The 19458-nt window shown below is 54.8% G+C and carries 16 protein-coding genes; 7 read left to right on the plus strand and 9 right to left on the minus strand.

What is annotated here, in order from left to right; genetic code table 11:
- Window positions 1–36: 36 nt before the first annotated feature.
- The gene (locus Q1A74_RS09095) at window positions 37–1002 is read right to left on the minus strand and encodes a YafY family protein (RefSeq protein ID WP_299594928.1); all 966 of its coding nucleotides are present in this window, start codon (window positions 1000–1002) and stop codon (window positions 37–39) included.
- A 95-nt stretch (window positions 1003–1097) separates the two neighbouring features.
- Here Q1A74_RS09095 and Q1A74_RS09100 point away from each other — a divergent pair, with 95 nt between their 5' ends.
- A complete protein-coding gene (locus tag Q1A74_RS09100) occupies window positions 1098–1721 on the plus strand; it encodes a glutathione S-transferase family protein (protein ID WP_299594930.1) in 624 nt (207 codons plus the stop codon).
- Window positions 1722–1832: 111 nt separating this feature from the next.
- On the opposite strand, the gene Q1A74_RS09105 is transcribed toward Q1A74_RS09100, so the two are convergent.
- The gene (locus Q1A74_RS09105; protein ID WP_299594932.1) at window positions 1833–3113 is read right to left on the minus strand and encodes a DEAD/DEAH box helicase; all 1281 of its coding nucleotides are present in this window, start codon (window positions 3111–3113) and stop codon (window positions 1833–1835) included.
- A gap of 156 nt (window positions 3114–3269) precedes the next feature.
- Here Q1A74_RS09105 and Q1A74_RS09110 point away from each other — a divergent pair, with 156 nt between their 5' ends.
- On the plus strand, window positions 3270–4874 hold the full coding sequence (locus tag Q1A74_RS09110; RefSeq protein WP_299594934.1) for a DUF1254 domain-containing protein: 1605 nt from the start codon (window positions 3270–3272) through the stop codon (window positions 4872–4874).
- 335 nt (window positions 4875–5209) lie between these two features.
- A complete protein-coding gene (locus Q1A74_RS09115) occupies window positions 5210–7102 on the plus strand; it encodes a hypothetical protein (RefSeq protein WP_299594936.1) in 1893 nt (630 codons plus the stop codon).
- Between the two features lie 99 nt (window positions 7103–7201).
- Here the strand turns inward: Q1A74_RS09115 and Q1A74_RS09120 are convergent, their stop codons facing one another.
- Together Q1A74_RS09120 and Q1A74_RS09125 are read right to left on the minus strand one after the other, a co-directional pair.
- The gene (locus tag Q1A74_RS09120) at window positions 7202–9700 is read right to left on the minus strand and encodes an NdvB protein (protein WP_299594938.1); all 2499 of its coding nucleotides are present in this window, start codon (window positions 9698–9700) and stop codon (window positions 7202–7204) included.
- Window positions 9701–9713: 13 nt separating this feature from the next.
- The gene (locus Q1A74_RS09125; RefSeq protein WP_299594940.1) at window positions 9714–11183 is read right to left on the minus strand and encodes a glycoside-pentoside-hexuronide (GPH):cation symporter; all 1470 of its coding nucleotides are present in this window, start codon (window positions 11181–11183) and stop codon (window positions 9714–9716) included.
- Window positions 11184–11757: 574 nt separating this feature from the next.
- Between Q1A74_RS09125 and Q1A74_RS09130 the strand changes: the two genes are divergently transcribed.
- Together Q1A74_RS09130 and Q1A74_RS09135 are read left to right on the plus strand one after the other, a co-directional pair.
- A complete protein-coding gene (locus Q1A74_RS09130; RefSeq protein ID WP_299594942.1) occupies window positions 11758–11979 on the plus strand; it encodes a hypothetical protein in 222 nt (73 codons plus the stop codon).
- The gene (locus Q1A74_RS09135) at window positions 11976–12566 is read left to right on the plus strand and encodes a zeta toxin family protein (protein ID WP_299594944.1); all 591 of its coding nucleotides are present in this window, start codon (window positions 11976–11978) and stop codon (window positions 12564–12566) included. The genes Q1A74_RS09130 and Q1A74_RS09135 overlap by 4 nt, the downstream gene beginning before the upstream one ends.
- A 98-nt stretch (window positions 12567–12664) precedes the next feature.
- On the opposite strand, the gene Q1A74_RS09140 is transcribed toward Q1A74_RS09135, so the two are convergent.
- The 4 genes from Q1A74_RS09140 to Q1A74_RS09155 form a co-directional block, all read right to left on the minus strand.
- Window positions 12665–13081: a VOC family protein gene (locus Q1A74_RS09140; protein ID WP_299594946.1), complete on the minus strand. Its 417-nt coding sequence runs from the start codon at window positions 13079–13081 to the stop codon at window positions 12665–12667.
- A 117-nt stretch (window positions 13082–13198) separates the two neighbouring features.
- Complete coding sequence (locus tag Q1A74_RS09145) at window positions 13199–14494, minus strand: hypothetical protein (RefSeq protein ID WP_299594948.1); 1296 nt, start codon at window positions 14492–14494, stop codon at window positions 13199–13201.
- Between the two features lie 492 nt (window positions 14495–14986).
- Window positions 14987–15850, minus strand: a complete 864-nt coding sequence (locus tag Q1A74_RS09150) for a hypothetical protein (RefSeq protein ID WP_299594950.1) — start codon at window positions 15848–15850, stop codon at window positions 14987–14989.
- A 183-nt stretch (window positions 15851–16033) separates the two neighbouring features.
- Window positions 16034–16333 carry a hypothetical protein gene (locus Q1A74_RS09155; protein ID WP_299594952.1) on the minus strand — a complete coding sequence of 100 codons (300 nt, stop codon included), beginning with the start codon at window positions 16331–16333 and terminating at the stop codon, window positions 16034–16036.
- A 162-nt stretch (window positions 16334–16495) separates the two neighbouring features.
- Here Q1A74_RS09155 and Q1A74_RS09160 point away from each other — a divergent pair, with 162 nt between their 5' ends.
- Both Q1A74_RS09160 and Q1A74_RS09165 read left to right on the plus strand, forming a co-directional pair.
- Window positions 16496–16903 (plus strand): hypothetical protein, encoded by a 408-nt coding sequence (locus Q1A74_RS09160; RefSeq protein ID WP_299594954.1) that lies wholly within the window; start codon window positions 16496–16498, stop codon window positions 16901–16903.
- A complete protein-coding gene (locus tag Q1A74_RS09165; protein ID WP_299595587.1) occupies window positions 16849–17238 on the plus strand; it encodes a type 1 glutamine amidotransferase domain-containing protein in 390 nt (129 codons plus the stop codon). The genes Q1A74_RS09160 and Q1A74_RS09165 overlap by 55 nt, the downstream gene beginning before the upstream one ends.
- 255 nt (window positions 17239–17493) lie before the next feature.
- Here the strand turns inward: Q1A74_RS09165 and Q1A74_RS09170 are convergent, their stop codons facing one another.
- Window positions 17494–18858, minus strand: a complete 1365-nt coding sequence (locus Q1A74_RS09170; protein ID WP_299594956.1) for an SIR2 family protein — start codon at window positions 18856–18858, stop codon at window positions 17494–17496.
- Window positions 18859–19458: the final 600 nt, after the last annotated feature.

Consider the following 19458-nt stretch of genomic DNA (forward strand, 5'->3'; position numbering starts at 1 on the left):
ACATTTAAATCTAAGACAGCTGAAATACTTCGTTATTCAAGCCTTCGTCATTGCCAGCAGCCTCTTCGCATGCCGCCGCAGTTCGTCTTTAAGATCGGGCGGTGAAAGCACTTCAAAAGTAAAGGGCATTTGCACCAGCTGCAACGCAAACCAGCCCAGGCAGCCGGTTTGGGCCCGCCACAGAACCGAATCTCCTTTAGGCGTGAGTAGGCCCACTTCATCACCGAGCCTTGCGCTCGCGCTGGCGAGATCCGTGTGCAGCAATAGCTCCGCTTCAATAGCCGAATCCATATTGGAAAAGCTTTGGGTCAGATAGGCGGCGGCGTCAAAATCTTGTGGCCGTTGAAAGGGAGTGTCCAGCTGGTGGAGCTGCTGTATACGGTCGAGGCGGAAGGTGCGCAACTCGGCACGCAGGTGGCAGTGGCCCACTGCATACCAGCGGCTGCGGCGAAAAACCAAACCGTATGAATCGAACTCGCGTCGCGTTCGGGCTTCGTCACCGTTTGCATCGGGGCTACTGCCCACATAGTCGAACACTGTTCGGCGGCGATCCTGCGTGGCGGATGCCAGGGTAGCCAGTGTAGCGCTCGCCGGTGCAGGAGACGGTAAAAAATCCAGGGTGATGTTCTCGTCCAGTGCGCGCAATTGCTGCTTTAATTTCTGCGGCATTACCCGTTCGAGTTTCGCCTGAGCACTGGCCACAGCCGTGGTCATATTCCCCATATTAAGGCTGCGTGCCGCCAGCAGGCCGAGCGAGATCGCCAGGGTCTCCTCATTGGTAAACATCATCGGGGGCAGCTTGTAGCCGGAGACCAGCCGGTAACCACCGTAGCGCCCGCGCTCCGCTGTCAGCGGAATACCGATTTCTTCAAGAATGTTGATATAGCGGCGCAGCGTACGGCCGTCCACACCCAGCTTTCTTGCCAGTTCGCCACCGCTGGCATGGCTGTGAGACTGGAGCAGTTCCAGTAGCGCCAGTACCCGCGTCGTTGGATTCGACATGAAGTGCTTTCCGTTTGTTTTTAATAGGGCGGAATATAGCCTAATTGCCCCTTACAGTGCTTGCCAGATTTCAACGGAAGAACGGGAGACTACCCATGACGAACGAAGTATTGCTTTACACCAACCCTCAGTCCCGCGGGCGCACCGCGCGCTGGATGCTGGAGGAGCTCAATGCCCCCTATCAGGAAAAAATACTCGATTACGAGAAGGCGATAAAAGCGCCTGAATATCTGAAACTGAACCCCATGGGCAAGGTGCCGGCGATCGTGCATCGGGGCCAGGTAGTGACCGAGTGCTCCGCCATCTGCGCCTATCTGGCAGACGCTTTTCCGGAGGCGGGACTGGGGCCGTCGCCGGAAGAGCGTGCCAGTTACTACCGCTGGCTGTTCTTTACCGCGGGACCGCTGGAGGCAGCGATCACCGATAGCAAGATGCTGGGCATCGAGGTCGATGCTGAAAAGCAGCGCATGGTTGGTTACGGTAGCTACGCAGCGGTGCTGGATACCCTTTCCAGCTGGTTTACGGAGCACAGCTATGTCACCGGCGAGCGCTTTACCGCCGCCGATGTGTACGTGGGCGCGCAGATCGCCTGGGGGCTACAGTTCGGCACCATCGAAAAACGTATTGAATTTATCGATTACGCGAAACGGGTAACCGACCGCGACGCGCACAAGCGTGCCAATGCCAAAGACGATGCGCTGATGGAGCCAGCTCAATGAAGAAAGCCTAAACCTGCGAGTGGGGCGTCATCATCAAACCGGCACCTGTAACCGCAATTTAGTCTGACCCGCTTTTCCATTTTTCGAAAGGCCGGCAGCCAAGCCTGCCGGTTATTTTTTAACGGAGCCCCAGGGGCTTTTGGGCGCGGTACTTTTCGTTGCCGCCGGTGTCTTTTTTGTACCGCGCTCCTTAGCGGGGGCGCTTTTCTTTGGCTTGCCGCCCTTCATGGAAAAGTTCAGGTTCGACGCCGGCAGGTCTTTTACCACCGGGAACGCTTCAATGGTTACCCGGTCGAGGATCTTGCCCAGCCGGCGTTCCACCGCACACAGGCGTTTGAAGTCATCCTTGGACACCAGCGATACGGCCTCACCGGATGCGCCCGCGCGGCCGGTGCGCCCGATGCGGTGGATATATTCATCGGCATCGTCGGGCATATCGTAATTCACCACCCGTTCCAGCTCGTCGATATCGATACCCCGTGCGGCAACACCGGTGGCGACGAGAATACTGATCTCACCGGATTTAAACGCTTCGAGAATCCGCGAGCGCGACGCCTGGCTGCGGCCGCCGTGGATCGATTCCGCGGCAATACCGCGTTTTTCCAGCTGGCTCACCAGCTTCGCCGCGCCGTGTTGGGTGCGAATGAAGATTAACGCCTGGGTCCAGTTGTGCTCTTTCACCAGATGGCTGAGCAGCGCCGACTTGTTGTGCTTGTCGACGGCAATCAACCACTGGGAAATTTTTGGTGCGGATTGGGTATCGCCGCCAATGGAAACCTCAAAAGGGTTTTCCACCACAGTGCTCGCCAGCGATCTCACCTGGGGCGACAGAGTTGCGGAAAACAGCAGGCTCTGGCGCTGTTCTGGCAGGCGCGCAATGATCTTGTTGAGGTCGTCGATAAACCCCATGTCCAGCATGCGGTCCGCCTCGTCCATCACCAGCATCTGCAGCTCGTCAAAATGGAGTGCGCGTTGGTGCGCCAGGTCGAGCAGGCGCCCCGGTGTCGCCACAACAATATCCACCCCGTCGATCAATTGCTGCTTCTGCGGTTCCAGATCAACGCCTCCCACCATGCACATCGAAGCTACCTTCAGATGTTTTCCATACAGCCGGATGTTGTCCTCCACCTGCATCCCCAGCTCGCGGGTGGGCACCAGGATCAGCGCGCGCAGGCGTTTTGCCCGCCGCTTGCGCTCACCACTGAGCTTATCCAGCATCGGCAACACAAAGGCTGCGGTCTTGCCGGTACCTGTCTGCGCAGTCGCAATTACGTCCCGCCCTTGCAGAATGGCAGGAATCGCCTTTTGTTGGATTTCGGTGGGGGTTGAATAGCCTTTTTCTTCAAGGGCTTGCAGGATCGGGGCGCTTAATCCCAGGGATTGGAATGACATCTGAACTCTCTATAGGGGCACTGGCCGACAAAGCACCGGCGGTTAGCTTCAGCGCGGCATGGTAACAGTAAAGGCCAGAATCAGTGTCTATCATTGATCTAAACCTTTCTGTCGCCTTCGCAACAAATCTACCCCCTGAAAAACCTGGAGTGATTCATGAAGCCTGCGGTCATCTTCTCCGTGTGCACGCTGCTGCTTGGTGCTGCGCTCACCACTGCTCAGTCTAACGATTCGATCCCTCCCGCCATTGCCACACCGGGTCAGGTCGAGACGCGCATTGGCACGCTCGAATTTGACGACGGTGTGCCCAGCAAAGCGACGCTCGATAAAGTGTACGACAACCTGGACTTTACCCACGCCTTCCGGGCGTTCACAGATACCCTGCAAGGTGTCAGCATTTATGCAGTCCGCAAAGGTCTCCGGGATATCGGCGTGAAGGACAACGAGGTGATCGTCTTCTCGGAACTGATGGATTCCAAATCCCTGTTCCTAACGGCCAATGCAGACACCATCTATATGATCGGCGGGCTTGACCTCAGCAAGGGCCCGGTGGTGATTGAGGTGCCACCGCAAGTGCTCGGCACGGTGCAGGATGCCTGGTTCCGCTGGGTCATTGACGTCGGCCTGCCCGGGCCCGACCGTGGTGAGGGCGGCAAATACCTGATCGTCCCACCGGGTTACGAGGGCGCGCTGCCCGAAGGGGAGTTCAATGTTGCGCACTCCAAAACCATCCACGGTGTCTGGTTTGCCCGCGCCTTCCTCGACAACAACGACCCGAAACCGACAGTCGAACGAATTCGCAAGTTCACTAAAGTCTATCGCTATGAAGCAGGCGGGCTCGGCACTCCCATTGCCGAGTTTCTTGCGGGTAATGCCAAGCTCGGCAAAATTACCCCGCCACCGAAGACCATCTTCCATGAAGGAAGCGGGAAGGTGATGAACACCATTCCCCCCAACGATTGGACGTTTTACGAGATGCTGAACGAGGTAGTACAGCAGGAGCCCGCTACCGCGCTGGATCCGGAACTGATGGGGCCCATAGCCGCGATTGGCATCGTTAAAGGCAAGCCGTTCAAGCCCGACGCGCGCATGAAGAAGATCCTTACCGAGGCGCTGAAACTCGCCAATGCAACCTCTCGTAGCCTGTTCATGAATCCGCGGGACCGCTCCTGGTATTACTACAAGGACGCCAACTGGCAGAACATGCTATTTGCCACCGGCCACGAATTCGAAACTCCGATCCCGCTCATTACCAAGGAGGGGGTCAAACCCTTTCCGACTACCGGCTATCGGAAACTGGATGCACGCTCTGCTTTCTTCTACGGCGTCACCGGTATCACACCGGCAATGGCGATGCGCCTGCCAGATATAGGCTCCACCTATCTTTGGACCATGGTGGACGCCGATGAGAATTATTTTGATGGAGCCAAGACCTACAAGGTGATGCTGCCGAAAGACATCCCCGCTGGAAAATTCTGGTCATTTACGCTGTACGACACAATGAGCCGCTCCATGCTCGTCACACCGCAACGCTACCCGCGCGCCGGCAGCCAGAGCTATCCGTCGCCCGCCGCCGAAGCCAATGCCGATGGGACGACCACCATCTACTTCGGGCCTGAGCAACCCAAGGGTATTGGGCGGGGTAACTGGATCCAGACGGTGCCGGGCAAGGGTTTTATTCCGGCGCTTCGGCTGTACAGCCCGCTGGAGCCGTTTTTCGAGAAGACATGGCGGCCGAGTGAGGTTGAGCTGGTGCGATAAAACCTGGCCCACTAAAGAACCGATAAGCGAGCGGGGGCATCGGCCAGTCTGCCTTTTCCTCCCTCTCGCTCTATTTTTTCTCGTCTTTTCTTCTTGAAGCTTTCACTATTTTCTCCGTATCTTTCTCCGCACAATTTCTGACCGGCCATCCCTGGGTCAGTAAGACAGCGTCTCGCGAACCTGCGGCAGTCGTGATATAACCCCCGCCTTAGAAAAGTGTGCGGCAGGTCACAGCCCGCTTCGCCCTACGGGAGCACGCTTATTTCAGTCACAACACAAAAACCGGCACACCCTGACTGTCCGGTTCTGCGTTTAATGCCGTTCAGGAGGTATCAATGGCGTTCGATTACGGATCGATCGACCTGGGTCTCAAAAATCCTTTCAAGACCGAAGGTAAAGTCACCGCGATACGCGGGGGTGTGCAGGCAATTGCCGGGCTGACCCTGCTGATCTCTGCAGCCGCCACAGTCAAGGACAACGCCGGTGCCGGCTGGATTCTGATGGCTTTTGGGCTGGTCATGCTGGGCGCGGGTATCACCGTGGTTACTGGTGGTGTCTATGCGGTGCTCAGATACTTTGTTGGCCGCAACCACCCAACCTCACTGGCCGCGAACCACAGCCGTTCTGAAAAGTCGACGGCACAGGAAGAGGCCACTACCGTCGCGTACAACGCCAAGCAGCTGGAAGAGATGCTGATCGGGCGCAAGAACACGACTTTCGCGGAACCCCAGGGCTTTCTCGCACGCCTGCTGCACACCGTCATGCCCAAGCTGCTGTTCATGCCATACCCGGTACGGAACTTCGCCCAGCGGGTATTCGGCGCCTGGACCAGCACCCTGGTCGCTCTGGTGGCCTACGCCCTGGTGGCGTTCGTCTCACTGGCCGGATTTGCCGGCGCTGCCGGGGAGCTGCTGTTCCCGGTCTATTCCGTACTGCTGATGGTGTATCTGCTGGTCATCTGGCGGCGGGCGGGCAAGCCCATCAACCGGGATGCCGAACGCAACATCGAATCCCTTGGCGGCGGTGCGCTGTCCAGAACCATTACCCAGGCGCTGATACTGCCAGTGCTGGCGGGCCTCGTGGCGTCCTGGGTACTGAACAAAAGCGACGTTACCCCGGCCCAGCTGGACGCGTTCATGGCGCAGATCCCGGACCTCAACCCGGGCTTCTATATCGCCTCGGTATTGCTGCTGGGTGTCGCCTCCAGTGCGCTGGCCTTTGTGCTGCTGCGTCAGCGCCTGACGGCCACCGACCCGGTGGCGGAAGTTTCCGAGCTGCGGGAGAACTGGCAGGAATCCGTGCACCCGAACGAGATCTTTATCAATCTCGACAATCTGGTGATGGCTAACCGCCGCTACAAGGAAGTGCCCAACCGCGTATACCGGGAGCTGGATCCGCAACTTCAGGAACAGACCGACGGTAAAGGTGGCTTCCGCGGTGAGATGATTCAGGAAGTCCAGCCACGTGTGAAAGAGATGGACCTCGGCGAGACATTCCGCAAAGCGCGTCTGGCGGCACTGTTCGGCGGCAACCTGCTCAGCATCATCGCCCTGGCATTTACCGTGATGCTGGCGTACCAGTCGGTGGATATTTACAACTTCATTGCCAGCCCCGGATCCGGCTCGCTGGAGCAGATCATCAACAGTGAGCAGATCATCACTCTGCTGGGCCTGGCGATGAGCGCCCTGCATATTCTGCTGATCGGCTTTCTGCTGAAATCCTTTGGGCAGCTGCTGAGCAATGCCGCACACCTGCACTTTGCCGAGATCCAGTTCGAGTCGCTGCTGGTGTACTTTAAGTGCGAAGGCACCTTTACCGAATCCCGGATTTCCACCGGTACCGGCATTCACGACAGTACCCGTTCGGAAAATACCCTGATACGCAGTAGCATAACCCCCTGGGTGGTGGTATCCCGCATCGTTACCACCACATTCGCCTCCACCGGTATGAAAAACCTGGAGCACCCGCGGCATATCCTCGAAATGCACCGGGACGATCAGGAGCTACAGGCGATCAAAACCGATGTCATTGGCTTCCTGAAAGACCGCGAATCCATCGCTTCGATCACCAGCAGCCGCGACCTGGGTAACGCCTCTCAGATCCACCAGCTGAACGAACAGACCCGGGCCATGCCCAATCAGCAGAGTCTGCAGCAAGACAGCGAGCAGGCTGGCTATCTGCGACGGGAAGAGGAAGTCTCCCTGTCTGAGCCGGAAAAGGGCAAGTAGTTTATTTGCGCCGGTCTTGGCCGCGACAAAATCCGCGGCCAAGGTCTCGTGTGCTGCAGGGCAGCCACCAGGTTCAGCAACGGCGCAGTACACCGGCTTTCAAACGGTTTGGAACGTTTCTTTCGCGCTCTTGGGTGTCGAATTCGTCGTCGAGTCCGCGCTCTCGGTGTGTGGTAGCAACACCCGCAGCCGGTAGTGGCGCCCCGGCTGCACCGGGCTGATCAAAGGTTCCGCAAGGTGTTCGCCATCGGCATACACCTGTACGCCCGCCTCTTTTTGCTCCCAACCATCATGCCTCTCGCCGCCTTGCCCTTCGCCGCAGGGGCGGCGCTCAAATTGCACTTCAAACACGGCGCCGCGGAAGCGGCGTTCCACCCGTGCCTGCCGCCAGTGGGAGGGCAGTTGCGGAGCAATGCGCAAGCCCTCGCCCTCACCTTTTAACCCGAATAGCGCCTCTACCAGGCAGCGGTAGATCCAGGCCGCGGTGCCGGTGTTCAGCAACTGGCTGGAGCGGCCCGCGTGTTCGGGGTACTGGTGCCAGGCGCCGCGATAGTAGTTGGGAACAAACACCGGTAACTGCCCGCGTTTTATCAAATCCTCTCGATCGGGGCCGGGGATCATCTGCCGCAGTGTGTGCCAGGCCCGGTCACTCTCGCCGACGGCGTACAGACTGTAGATGTAAAACGCCGCAGCATGGTTGTACACAGAACCGTTTTCAGCGGAGCCCGGATGTTTCTGGGTGACGCGACCCACATCCTCGCGCATCGCGGTGTACGCGGGGGCCAGCATCATTGGCCCGTAGGGAGTTTCCAGTTGTTGCTCCACCGCACGCAGCAGGCTTTTCTGCTGCGCGGCAGTGGCGGCGCCGCTCAGCAGCGCCCAGCTCTGGGGATTGAGGAAGATACGTCCCTCGCGATCTTCGCGCACACCAAAAACAGTGTCGTCGTCGGTGATGCCGCGCGCGAACCACTCTCCATCCCACAGGTGGTGATTGACCACGCTGTTGATCTCCGCGGCGATGCGGGCATATTTTTCTGCGGGCGCTGTCTGTTTCTGCTGCGCACAGATTTCCGCCCACAACTTCAGTGCATAGGCGGTGGCGAGGGAAAGCCAGCCAGATACGCCGCGCCCCCGGTAGCCCACCATATTCATCGGGTCGCACCAGTCTCCCTGGCCGATGTAGCTGAGGCCGCGTTCGTCGCGCGCCGCTGCCAGCCAGTCCAGAGCGCTGTTCACACGCTCAAACACACTGCGTTCCTCACACCCGCTTTCCGCACTCACCCGTTCGTCGAGTAGCGCGTAATCGCCGGTTTCATCCAGGTAGGCGTGCAGAAAAATCGGCAGCCACACACAGTGATCCGTATGCGGCACCTGGTTGATATATTTCAACTCTGCCTCAGCGCTGAGCAGAATGCCGTCGGGCAGGGAGCCATCCGGCTTTTGCTGGCTGAGTGTACGCAGTAGGGCGGCGCGCGCAGTTTGTGGCTGGATATAGGCCATGCCCAACTGGTCCTGCAAATAGTTGCGGGTTTGCGGGTCTGTGGTCAGGCGGTTGACGTCGCCGTGGTAGAACACCTGACGCGGCAGCCAGAGGTTGGCAAACTGATCCAGTTCCCGGTCCGGGGTTTCGATCTGCAGGCAGCCGCGCCCCTGTTCCAGATAGCACTGATATTCGCTTGCCGCCGCGGCGAATCCGGCGGCCGACAGGTACCGCTCGCGCAGTGCAAGGATTTCCTCATCGTCGCGGGCCGGGCCGAATAGAAAGCGCAGTGTGCGCTCCTCGTCGGGAGCCAGTTGCAGGCGGTATTGCAGCGCGGCCGCCGGCACCTGATAGCGGGCCTCGCCGCCACCTAATAACGGCTGGCGCACAGCGTCGGGATTGTGCAGCCCGCCCTCGCCCTCGAAGTTCGCCTGAACAGATTCCCAGGCGTCCGGCGCTGTTTCATGCAAAAGAAACGTTTTGTCTTTCAGATGGCGATTTTTGAAGTAGTCATCAACCTTCTGGTAGGGCGTAATACTGGAGCAGACGATGCCTCCCAGGTCCGCACGGTATTCGCCGGACTGGTTCATCCAGCTCATATAACCAGCGGGAAAATAGGGGTAAACAGAAATACGTCGCGGCCTGCCGGAATAATTGCGCAGGGTGCATTCCCACAATTCCACTGCGTCGTCCACAGGAACACGCAGTGTCATGCAAACTTCCAGGTCGGCGTTGTGCACGCGCCAGCTAATATCGCCACTGCCGGCGGAAAAACAGAATTGCTCGGCGCTCGCGCGCACCGGCTCGTAGGGAGCGGAAAACAGTTCGCCGGTATCCTCATCCTTTAGATACAGGAAGCGGCCCGGGTGGTGTGCATAGAACGGCTGCTCCGGCTGCATAAACGTTTTGGCTTCGAGATTGGGGGCGTGGGCGTAGGCGGCCGGCTCCGGCTGCATATGGCGCGCTACCACGAAGCCGCGGCAATTTACCTGTACCAGCATGCGCCGGTTCCACAAAAAGGCGCTGGCGGCGGGCATGGTCGTGGGGCTCGCAAGCTCGCAGCGTGCACCATCCTCGGAACTGGTGAGCAGTGCGGAATGATCGGTTGTGTTGTTCATACGGTAGCTTCCTTTACGACGTCGCGGTCCCCGCCGGCGGGTTTCCACCGGGCGCTATTGGTTGCGTATCCAGTGCTCCGGGGGTGTCCCGTTCTCCAGTCGCGGTACCTTTTCCCAGCTCCTCCTGAATGCGCTCGAGGCGCGCATTGTTCAGTGGATAGAAACTTGCCACGGCGGCAGCGAGCAGCGCGAAGGCACCGGGTATCACCGTCTGCAACATGGCGATACCGGTTTGCGAGGCACCGCTCTGCGCCTCCCGTGCCACATACCCGATGGCTGCCAACACCCACAGCATCAGTGCAGAACCCATGGCCCCGCCCAGTTTCATGGAGAAGGTGGCGGCGGAAAACGTCATGGCGGTGGCGCGCCGCCCGCTGCGCCACTCGGTGTAATCGGCGCAGTCTGCGAACATGGACCAGGCCAGCGGTGATTTGGGCCCCAGTGCCAGGCTGATCAGAATGTTCAGGGTAAACATCAGCCATACCGCATCTTTTGGTACGAAATAGAACGCCAACGAAAGAGCGCCGACAATCCCCATCAAAACTACGATCAGACGCGCTTTATCTACATAGCGGGTCAGCAGCGGTGTGATCGCCGCACCCACGGCCAATGCGAGCGCCTGCACGGCCAGATAATTGGAAATGAGTTCCGGGCGCTCCACGTAATACATCAGGTAGTAATAACTGGAGCCGCCGCGCAGGGTAATGGTCAGCATGATGACCATCTGCAGCCCCACCAGAATTAACCAGGGACGATTTCGCAGCAGATCCTTGATGTCGTCCAGGGGGGCGGTTCTCTGCACTGCCGGCGGCTCGATACGCTCGCGGGTGGTAAAAAAAGTCACCGCGAATATCACGCAAGCCAGAGCGCCGTACACCATCATGGTGAGCTGCCAGCCGAGTTGTTCATCCCCCCGCCCCAGCCATTCCACCAGCGGCAGGGTGTACTTATTGACGAAGGTCATGCCGATAAAAGCGGCGATAAACCGCCAGCTGATCAGGGTATTGCGCTCCTGCGGGTGAGCAGTCATCACCCCGGAGAGAGACGCGTAGGGGGTGCTCAGCAAGGTGTACCCCAACATCATCGCGCTGTAAGTGATATAGGCGTAAATGATTTTGCCGGTTTCATCGAGATCCGGAGTGGTGAAGGTGAGCACCGAGGCCGCGGCCATAGGAACGCCGGCGAACAGCAGGTAAGGGCGGAACTTGCCCCAGCGGGTCTGGGTACGATCCGCAATGGCGCCCATCAGCGGGTCTGTCACCGCATCGATCAGCTTGGTGATCAGCAGTAACGTACCCGCGATGGCCGCCGGCAGGCCAAATACATCGGTGTAAAAAACCGCAAGAAAAGAGGCGATACAGGTCCAGTAGAGGTTGAAACCGAAATCGCCGATGGCGAAGCCCGCTTTTTCACCGGGGCCCAGCCGTGCGAGGCGCGGGTTGTGGTGCTCCTTACCAAGATTCTGAAAGTCAGGCGAAGACATGGCCGGCTCCATTTTTATTGTTGTTGTGAGGCAGATAAGTGACGTAAATACGCATGACGCCAGTAACAACGGGCGCGTCATTCAGCAGGTCAGCGGTAGATACTTTGTGCGCTGATATTAAGTAGTCGTATGAGATGGCCTAAAAGAAGCGGAGATCTGGAGAAAATGGCGGGCAATGCATCTTAAGGGGCTGGCCGTCGTGGGGGGGCGTCGGGGGGCAGGCCGTAGATGAGTAGTCGATTTTCGAGAGTTTGGAAGCCAGAGGAGCTACTGGGCTCGGCTGTACTGTATTTTGATGGTCGCAATGACAACTGGATGAATATACCGACGGAGATGCGGCATCTCTGGAGGTCTGAGTGGCGCTTCCAAAGATTGGGCCGCTTAGTACTATCGTTCGAAATTAAGCGGATTTTTAAGCGCCAAAGCCCATTCTTTTGAGAGTTGCAAATACCAAATCTCTATGGGATAACCCTGATCTACTCAAGAGGCCGGCATATTTTATTCGGCACAATTGGTACAGAACTAGTAATTACAGTGAGTGAAGATATCGAGGTTTTAGTGAAGGGATTAAATTGTGACTGACAAACGAAATTTTGACGACTTCTCCATGGGCGAGATAACGGAAGCCGCCTCTGAAGCCGGGCTGAAAGCCCGTAAGGAAAGTCTGGAAGCCGGGCTGGAAGTCTTGTCTCAAGACCTGGAAACAGGTGAGTTTTTTTACGAAAAGCTGGATAAAGACGGCAACGCCGTCAAGCGCAAGCTGACCAAGGAGGAAGTGGAGGCGCTTAAAAAATGACGAAGCCTAGAGTAATCCTGATTGCCGGGCCAAATGGATCAGGGAAAAGCACCCTAACTGAAATGTTCATGAATAAAAACATGGACTTTGGTGAGTACATAAATCCCGATGAAATTGCCGAGGAATTAGGCGGGGATTACGATGCCGCAGTCCGTGAAGCGCAAAGAATCGCCGAGTCGCACCGCACAGAGCTTTTGAACAGTGGTATATCTCACAGCTTCGAAAGCGTTATGTCTCACCCTTCAAAAATTGAATACCTGGTTACCGCCAAAACGAAAGGCTTTGATATTCTGTTGCTATTTGTGGGCATCAATGATCCTCACGTAAACGTGAAGCGGGTGGCCGATAGGGTCGCTAAAGGTGGGCATGATGTACCGACAGAAAAGATCGTCGAGCGATACAAGCGCACCATGGAGATGCTGTATGACGCGGCAATTACAGCGGACCGCGCTCTAATTTTTGATAACACCGATTCTTCCGCAGGGATAACGCCTGCCGCTGAAATTGAAGCCGGAAAACTCATCAACTGGAACCCTCGATTCCCGTGGATTCGAAAGTACCTTGTCAATAAGTTTGAGGGCTTTTGATAATTCACCAGCGAGATTAATCTGCTAGGCAGGATCTAGGGTAAGAAACTATCAAGGCGGCCATACATGGCCGCCTTGATATATCGTAGTACAGTGAGTTAAACGTCATTTTTCTGAGCCGCAGCCGGATCCATCCACATAAACTCCCAGATATGCCCATCCAGATCCCGGAAGCTGCGGCCGTACATAAAACCGTAGTCTTCCGGTTCCCTGTAGCTGGCAGCGCCTGCAGCTAGGGCCTTTTCTAGCAGCGTATCCACTTCAGCACGGCTCTCGGCAGAAAGGCAAACCAGTACCTCGGAATGCTTGTCGGTATCGCAAAGCTCAAGGCCGGGGGTAAAGCTGCCAAACTTTTCGCCGGTAAGTAGCATGACAAAGTTGCTTTCCCCGACAATCATGCAGGTGGCGGTTTCATCGGTGAACTGGGGGTTGAAGTCGAAACCGAGCTGCGAGAAGAACTCAACCGACTTCCCAAGATCCGCCACAGGCAGATTAACGAACATCATTCTGGACATGGTATTTCCTTCGTTTGGCCAACGATGAATTGCGTTGGTATAGGGTAGTCGTCTCAGATGGTTCGTATTCGACAGCACCCGGAAAATTATTGAAGATTTCGGATATGCGCTTTCACCCTAAAATTTAATGCCAAGCCCGATTTCAGTGATATCCGAGCTCTCCCGAGTGATCGCATTTTCGCCCTTCGAATAACTTACCACTACCGCCAGATTCTCATTATTGGCGATTGGAAGGTGCAGGCTTACTTTAGTCTGTTCCAAGTCTTCATAGTCGTCGTTTAACTCTTTGACCCAGTCATGGGTGACTTTCAGGTTGGCACCGCTGGTGGTTAAAGGCGGAAAGAACGTGAGGGAAGACTGGTAACCCCAATAACGATAGGAGCGATTGCTTTCAATGTCCTGTGAATCACCGGGATCGCTGACATCGCTGATTGCCAGTGATGTATTTACATCAAGCATGACCTGGAATAGAGAAAAGACCTCTTTCGGGATGCCGGTATATCGGGAGAAAACCGGGCTGTAGCTTGCCGACAGCGTATTAATGTTCCGGTCAAAGTCGAAATCTGTATTTTTGGCAATGTCGACAGTAAAGGAATGCTCCATGGAGCAAGTGCTGGTTACTGCCGGATCACAATTTTCATTGAGCGTGATCCAGGACCATTGTGATCCGACCTTGAAAGCAAGGGTGTTGATGTCGCCCTTTTCATTGTCTGAATCCACACGATTAAACTGAACTCCGCCGTACAGCCCCTGTTTAACCGTGCCATCCACTATGGATGGCTCCAAATCCTTACCGTAGAAGAGGGCGCCACTCAGTGAAATGATCTGATTGCTGGCTTCCCGATTGTCGGTAAAGCTGATTGTTGCGGATTCAGATTTTTCGAGCTTTTTGACCGGAGTTTCAAAGTTCTTTCGCAGGTGGATATTTTTTAAGATTGGAGGCTTGCCATTCTTTGCTGTTTGCTCCGCTAGATAGGCGGTTACCTCTGAGTATGTCATTGGTACTCGCTTCTTGATCTCGGCGATCTCTGCCAGCCCACCATGTTCGTCACATACAGAACCATAGGCCGCATCGAGTTCATGCCCGGCCGAGGTTTCAAGAAAGTATGCGCACGGGTCAAGCGATTCAACCCCCTCCACTGCTTTGAGGAAATCCTCATGCCGCCCACCGCTCGGTAGGGTAACCCAATCCAGGTAGCCATCGTGATTCTGGTCCCGGTCTCTGTATTCATCAGAGAAGTTGGGCAAAATTATCGAGCGGAGCTCTATCGCAGATATCTGGCCATTATTGTCTTTGTCGAATTTGGCTGGGTCGACTGTTTCATCAGTCGCGAAAGTGGAGTTGCTTAAGGCGGCGATAGAAAGTGCCAATAAGCCGATTCGATAGTCTGTATGAGTTCTATTTTTTGACATGGTTGAACAGTATTTCCCTGGCAAACGCCCAAAATGTTTTGGAGTTGTCTAGATTCTTGTTGCCCAGCGCTATCTCAAGGCGGTCATTCAGTCGCCTTGCAAGCTCTCGCAACCCAGCGGCATTGGGAATTTCCGACTTTAGCTTTTTATTAAAAGGTAGCGGTCTGGTCGACTCGTAACTTTTCATTATGCAGACCTCTTCCCAGATAATTCTGCATATATCCCCGGTATCATATTCTGATGGCATATGGGGCTCTCGTTTATTGGTTGGTTGATATTCTGACGTATATTTGCGTGGCGTCTTTTATAACACGGTAGTCTTTATTCGGGGAGGTACTGTAAGCGGCTGTAATTTGGGAGTTTGTGCTTACTTACCCATGCGGTGCGGTAGGAGTGATGCATATCTCCAAAATGGGGCGAAGATATGCATCTAGCTATTTCACTGAGATTTGACGGGGGTGTATCAGCAGCTAGAAAGTACTACAGAGAGGGTCACTGCTTTTCTTTTTTGCGCAACTGGTACTGCGCTTTGGCCAGTTCGTTGTAGCGCTCAAGCAGGCTGCGGTCTGACTCTTCCGCCGCCAGCGCGATCAAGTCGATCTTGAGCTCACCGTGCTGGTCGAACTGGCTGGCGTAGGTACCCATATCCGGCATATCCGGCATATCCACTTCCCAGTTGGTCAGCTTGCCAAATACATAATTGCCGAACTGGAACGCCTCGTATTCATTTAGCAATGTCAGGAAATCACTGAAGGAGAAACCCTTCAGGCTTTTCTGTGCTTCGAACGCCGCGGCGTAACCGCTGATTACCGCGTTTTGCGTATCTTCCGTTTCGCCAAACGCGTGCTGGAACTGAAACGAGTGGCGGGTCTCATGGATCAGGAACGCCAGCGACTCATATTTGGGCCGCTCGGCCAGTTTGGCCGGGTTCAGGTACACGGTACCGGTGGAGGGATTCTTCGGATCGAAATCGAAATACACCATGCGGCCGGGATAGCTGTGATCGTCGATCAGCAGCTTGGGTGCCTCTACGCCCATGATCGCGATTTCCAGTGCAAACACCCGCTTCAGGTAGGGAATCTGCTGCTCCATAGTCAGGCTCGGCCAGCGCGCAATCGCCTCTGCCAGCTCCTTGTCCGCGCGGATCGCCGCCACCAGTGCATTGCCCTGTTCCACCGTCTGCTGAAAAGCTGGTTTCAAGAAACCGCGCGCCTGCGGTTGCAGCGCGAAGGCAGAGGGCATCTGCTCTTGCAATTCCGGGTTGGCAAAAAACTTGGCGTCCGCGACGGCCGCAGTGCTAAAGAAGGCGCAGGAAATGGTGCTGATCACCGTCAGGGCGAGGGCGGGAAAGCACATCGTTACTCCAAATGGCTTCGAGGTGTGGCTGGGCATTATACGTATCTCGCGAGGGTGGCCCGCCGGTCTGCTAGGGAAGTTTCACTTTGAATACGTGGCCGGTGCCAGGCCTGCAGTATGTCCACATCCGGCAGCTGGAGCTGGCAGGGGTAGGCCCTCTTTATCGCTACGGGGCAAATCTGTTCAGGTGATGGCCCATGCCAAGAGTGATAGCACTAGTCCTGCCAGCAGGAAAATCAGGCCCTTGATCATCAGTGATTTCGGGTAGCTGGCTTCCTTGTGAATCAGGGCATAAGGAAGTCCCGTTATCGGGCCGAGCACAATCGACAACAGCCCCCAGGCCCAGCGGTTATTACCCAGCGCTGTCAGCGCAGCCATCAGGCCACCGAACCAGAACAGCGTAACGCCGATTACCAGGATGATGAATATCGGTATGGTCAGCCATTGGTTGGCCAGAAATACGTTTAGGATTTCATGTTCCATAATGCTTCCGGGTGAATATTTTGGCGCGATTGTAACAGGATCAGCTGAAATATCGCGCGGCCATCAGAGCTGGTTCCGTGAAACTCTTGACCTATGCCAGTGATCCACTGATACGCTAGTTTACAGCCGCTTGCCGGCGCAACCTGTCAGTGGAGACCTGATATGAAGAAACTGTTTTCGATCCTTGTAGCCCTACTGGCGCTATTGTCCGCAAGCCTGGCCCAAGCCGCGCCGCGGGTGCTGATTGTGGCCACCAGCCACGAGCAGATGGGCGACACCAGCGAGAAGACCGGTCTGTGGCTGTCGGAACTTACCCACCCCTACCACGAGCTCAAGAAAGCGGGCTTTGAAGTGGAGATCGCCAGCATCAAGGGCGGCGCAGTACCTGTGGACGCGCGCAGCCTGGCGGATGATGATGCGGTGAACTTTGAATTCCTCGCCAGCCGCAAACCCGCAGCCTGCTGGACAACACCCGCAAGCTCGCGGACGTCAGCCCCAAGCGCTTCCAGGCCATCCTGTTCGCCGGCGGCCACGGCACCGTGTGGGACTTCCCCAAGAGCCCGGCGGTAAACAGCGTTGCCTCTGCCATCTATGAGAGCGGCGGTTATGTGGCGGCACTGTGCCACGGCCCGGCCGCGCTGCTGAACGTCACAGGCCCAGACGGCAAGCCGATTATTGCCGGCAAGAAAGTCGCGGGCTTCAGTAATGTGGAAGAAAAAGCGGTAGGCCTGGTAGAGTTAGTGCCCTACCTGCTGCAGGACGAGCTGATTGCACTCGGCGGCGACTACCAGGAAGGGAAAGCTTGGGAAAGCTTTGTGGTGCAGGACGGTCGAATTATTACCGGCCAGAATCCGCAGTCTGCAGCGGAGCTGGGTCGGGTGCTGGCCAAGGCTTTGAACAAGTAAACGCTAGCTCGTAAACGCAAAGAGCCCGGTGACTGCCTGTGTTGAGACTTACGCAGACGGTCACCGGGACCTCCTGCCAGACTCGACAACATATAGAATACGAGCCCCGTGCCCTTTCTCGGTTTTTTTCGATTCTTGCAAGAACATCTTTTCTAGCGAAGTTTTTAAAGAAAGGCTTTTTTTGATTTAGCGCTTTAGTAACCGGCACCGTTTTGCTGCGTCCGGCGCCTGAAAGGCGCGTAGTTGATTGACTTGTTACGCATTTACGCGCCTCATTAACTTTCTTAAGTTAGTGTACCAGTGCTGTTCAGCAATATTCTTCAGCTCGTCTACAAGCTCACTAGAAAGCTCACCTTTTCTGCATTCAAAGGTCCTATTTGCTTGCCAAGATTTACCGTGTCCATCATCCACATAGTACCCCACACGCTGTAAGGCATAAGCGCAGGTTTCAAGTAAAGCAGGTGGGATTTTCTTAAATTTCAATGTTGTTAATATGTCTAGAAGAACTGTGAGGCCTTGATCGTATGCTTCGAATGCTCCATGAGGCTCGGCTCTAACCCAAGTTTCATCGATGCAGCTGTTTAGGAATGATACAAACCCAGAGATCAGGTTTGTTGAGAATGTACTTAGGGTTTTAAGTAGTTCAATCCTAAATTCTTTATCGTCGATAAACTTGTTTATAAGATCCTCGTCAGGAGATTCCAGTTGAGCAGAAAGGTTGTGCAATGCAACATTCTGCTTATCCTTCTCTTCTTTTAGTCTTTCATGAGTATCGGAATACTCCTCGAAAAATTTAGTTAGCGCTGATGTTTCGATGATGAGAATCCCATTCCGGTCGCGATAGGGAGCGTCTTTAGGGTTTTCTGTACGGTATATTTGAATTACATCATGCGGGTAATTTTCTTGTTTATTTACGAAAACATTTTTAGACCAGTCGATGGCTGTCAACACATTTACATCACCTAATCCATAACCAAGGAGTAAGGTTGTAGATTCTTTTATCGTGAGTGCTAACTTTATTTGGCGATACTCATTAGGCCGAAAGAGAGATACGTAATCTTCCTGAGCAATTATGATTCCTTCAGGATTGGTTCTGATGCCATGTAGATGATAAACAGGAACTTGATCTTTTGGGGAGGTGAGGGATTCGTCTGGCCCAAGCGGAATTGACTTTCCTGTCAATAAGCTTTCGATAATTAAGTCATAATTAGTAGTAACTATCCATTCGGCATCTAAGTTATTCAGGTAATTCGAGTACTTTTCTCGGTTTTCTTTATCTGGGTACCAGCTGGTTAATAGAGCGAGTTGTCGCTTTAGTTTAGAAAGTGCTTCGTTGTAGGTGCAATCATTATTTTCGCTATACCTTACACATATACTGGATGCCACATCTGGATAGCTGACACCTTCTTTCCATATGTCTCCGTAGTCAATATCGAGCTTTTCTGAGGCCTTTTCTAGAAGCTGGTCCCATGATAATGCAATTTGATCAAAGTCATTATTCATTACGGCCTTGGAAAACCCTGCACCGATAAATAGACCAAGATTTCCATACATGCTCGACTCAGAAATAAATTCAATTGCTTCTTTCCGAGTTGGTTCTTCACCAAGCTTAGCGTTCACTTCTTACTACCCATTTATATGTGTAACATTTTATTCAATAGCCCCAGATTTAGGCGTAATAGCTCGATCTGGAACTGAATGCCTATATCTAGGCATTCTGCCTAAATATGTTCGGTCTCTGTCTAAAGATACAACGGCACTAGTTTACCTGGCATGGCGTTAGCTATGCTGACTTGGTGAGGGATCTGCAGCTCTCATCGGCTCCCCAGCTTTTATTTTTTGGAGGGTAAAAGCTCTGTGAGCAACGGAGAGCCTCTAAAGCGAAGTGTGACGCACTTCTCTTTTTCCGGTGTGGCGCACTTTATAGCACGCTTGTTTCGGGCAGGCGAGATGCTGTAATCAGCTGTAATTTTCGAAGTTTGTACTTACTTACTCTATGCGTTTCGGGTTCTTGGGTGTTGCCGATCGTTAAGAAGTTCGCGGTATGGATTCTTTCGCCAGCTTAATGAGTATTCGCTAGCGTGTATCCGCTAAGGCATTTCGGTCTTTCAAGGAGTCACTCCTCAAAGCCGTATCTCCACTATCCATACCCAATTTAACCTCTGCCTACCTACACCCCGTCGCCCAACCCCACCACTCCTGCTATCTTCCTCTGCATAA

The organism is uncultured Microbulbifer sp. (genome assembly GCF_947504145.1).
GTDB lineage: Bacteria > Pseudomonadota > Gammaproteobacteria > Pseudomonadales > Cellvibrionaceae > Microbulbifer.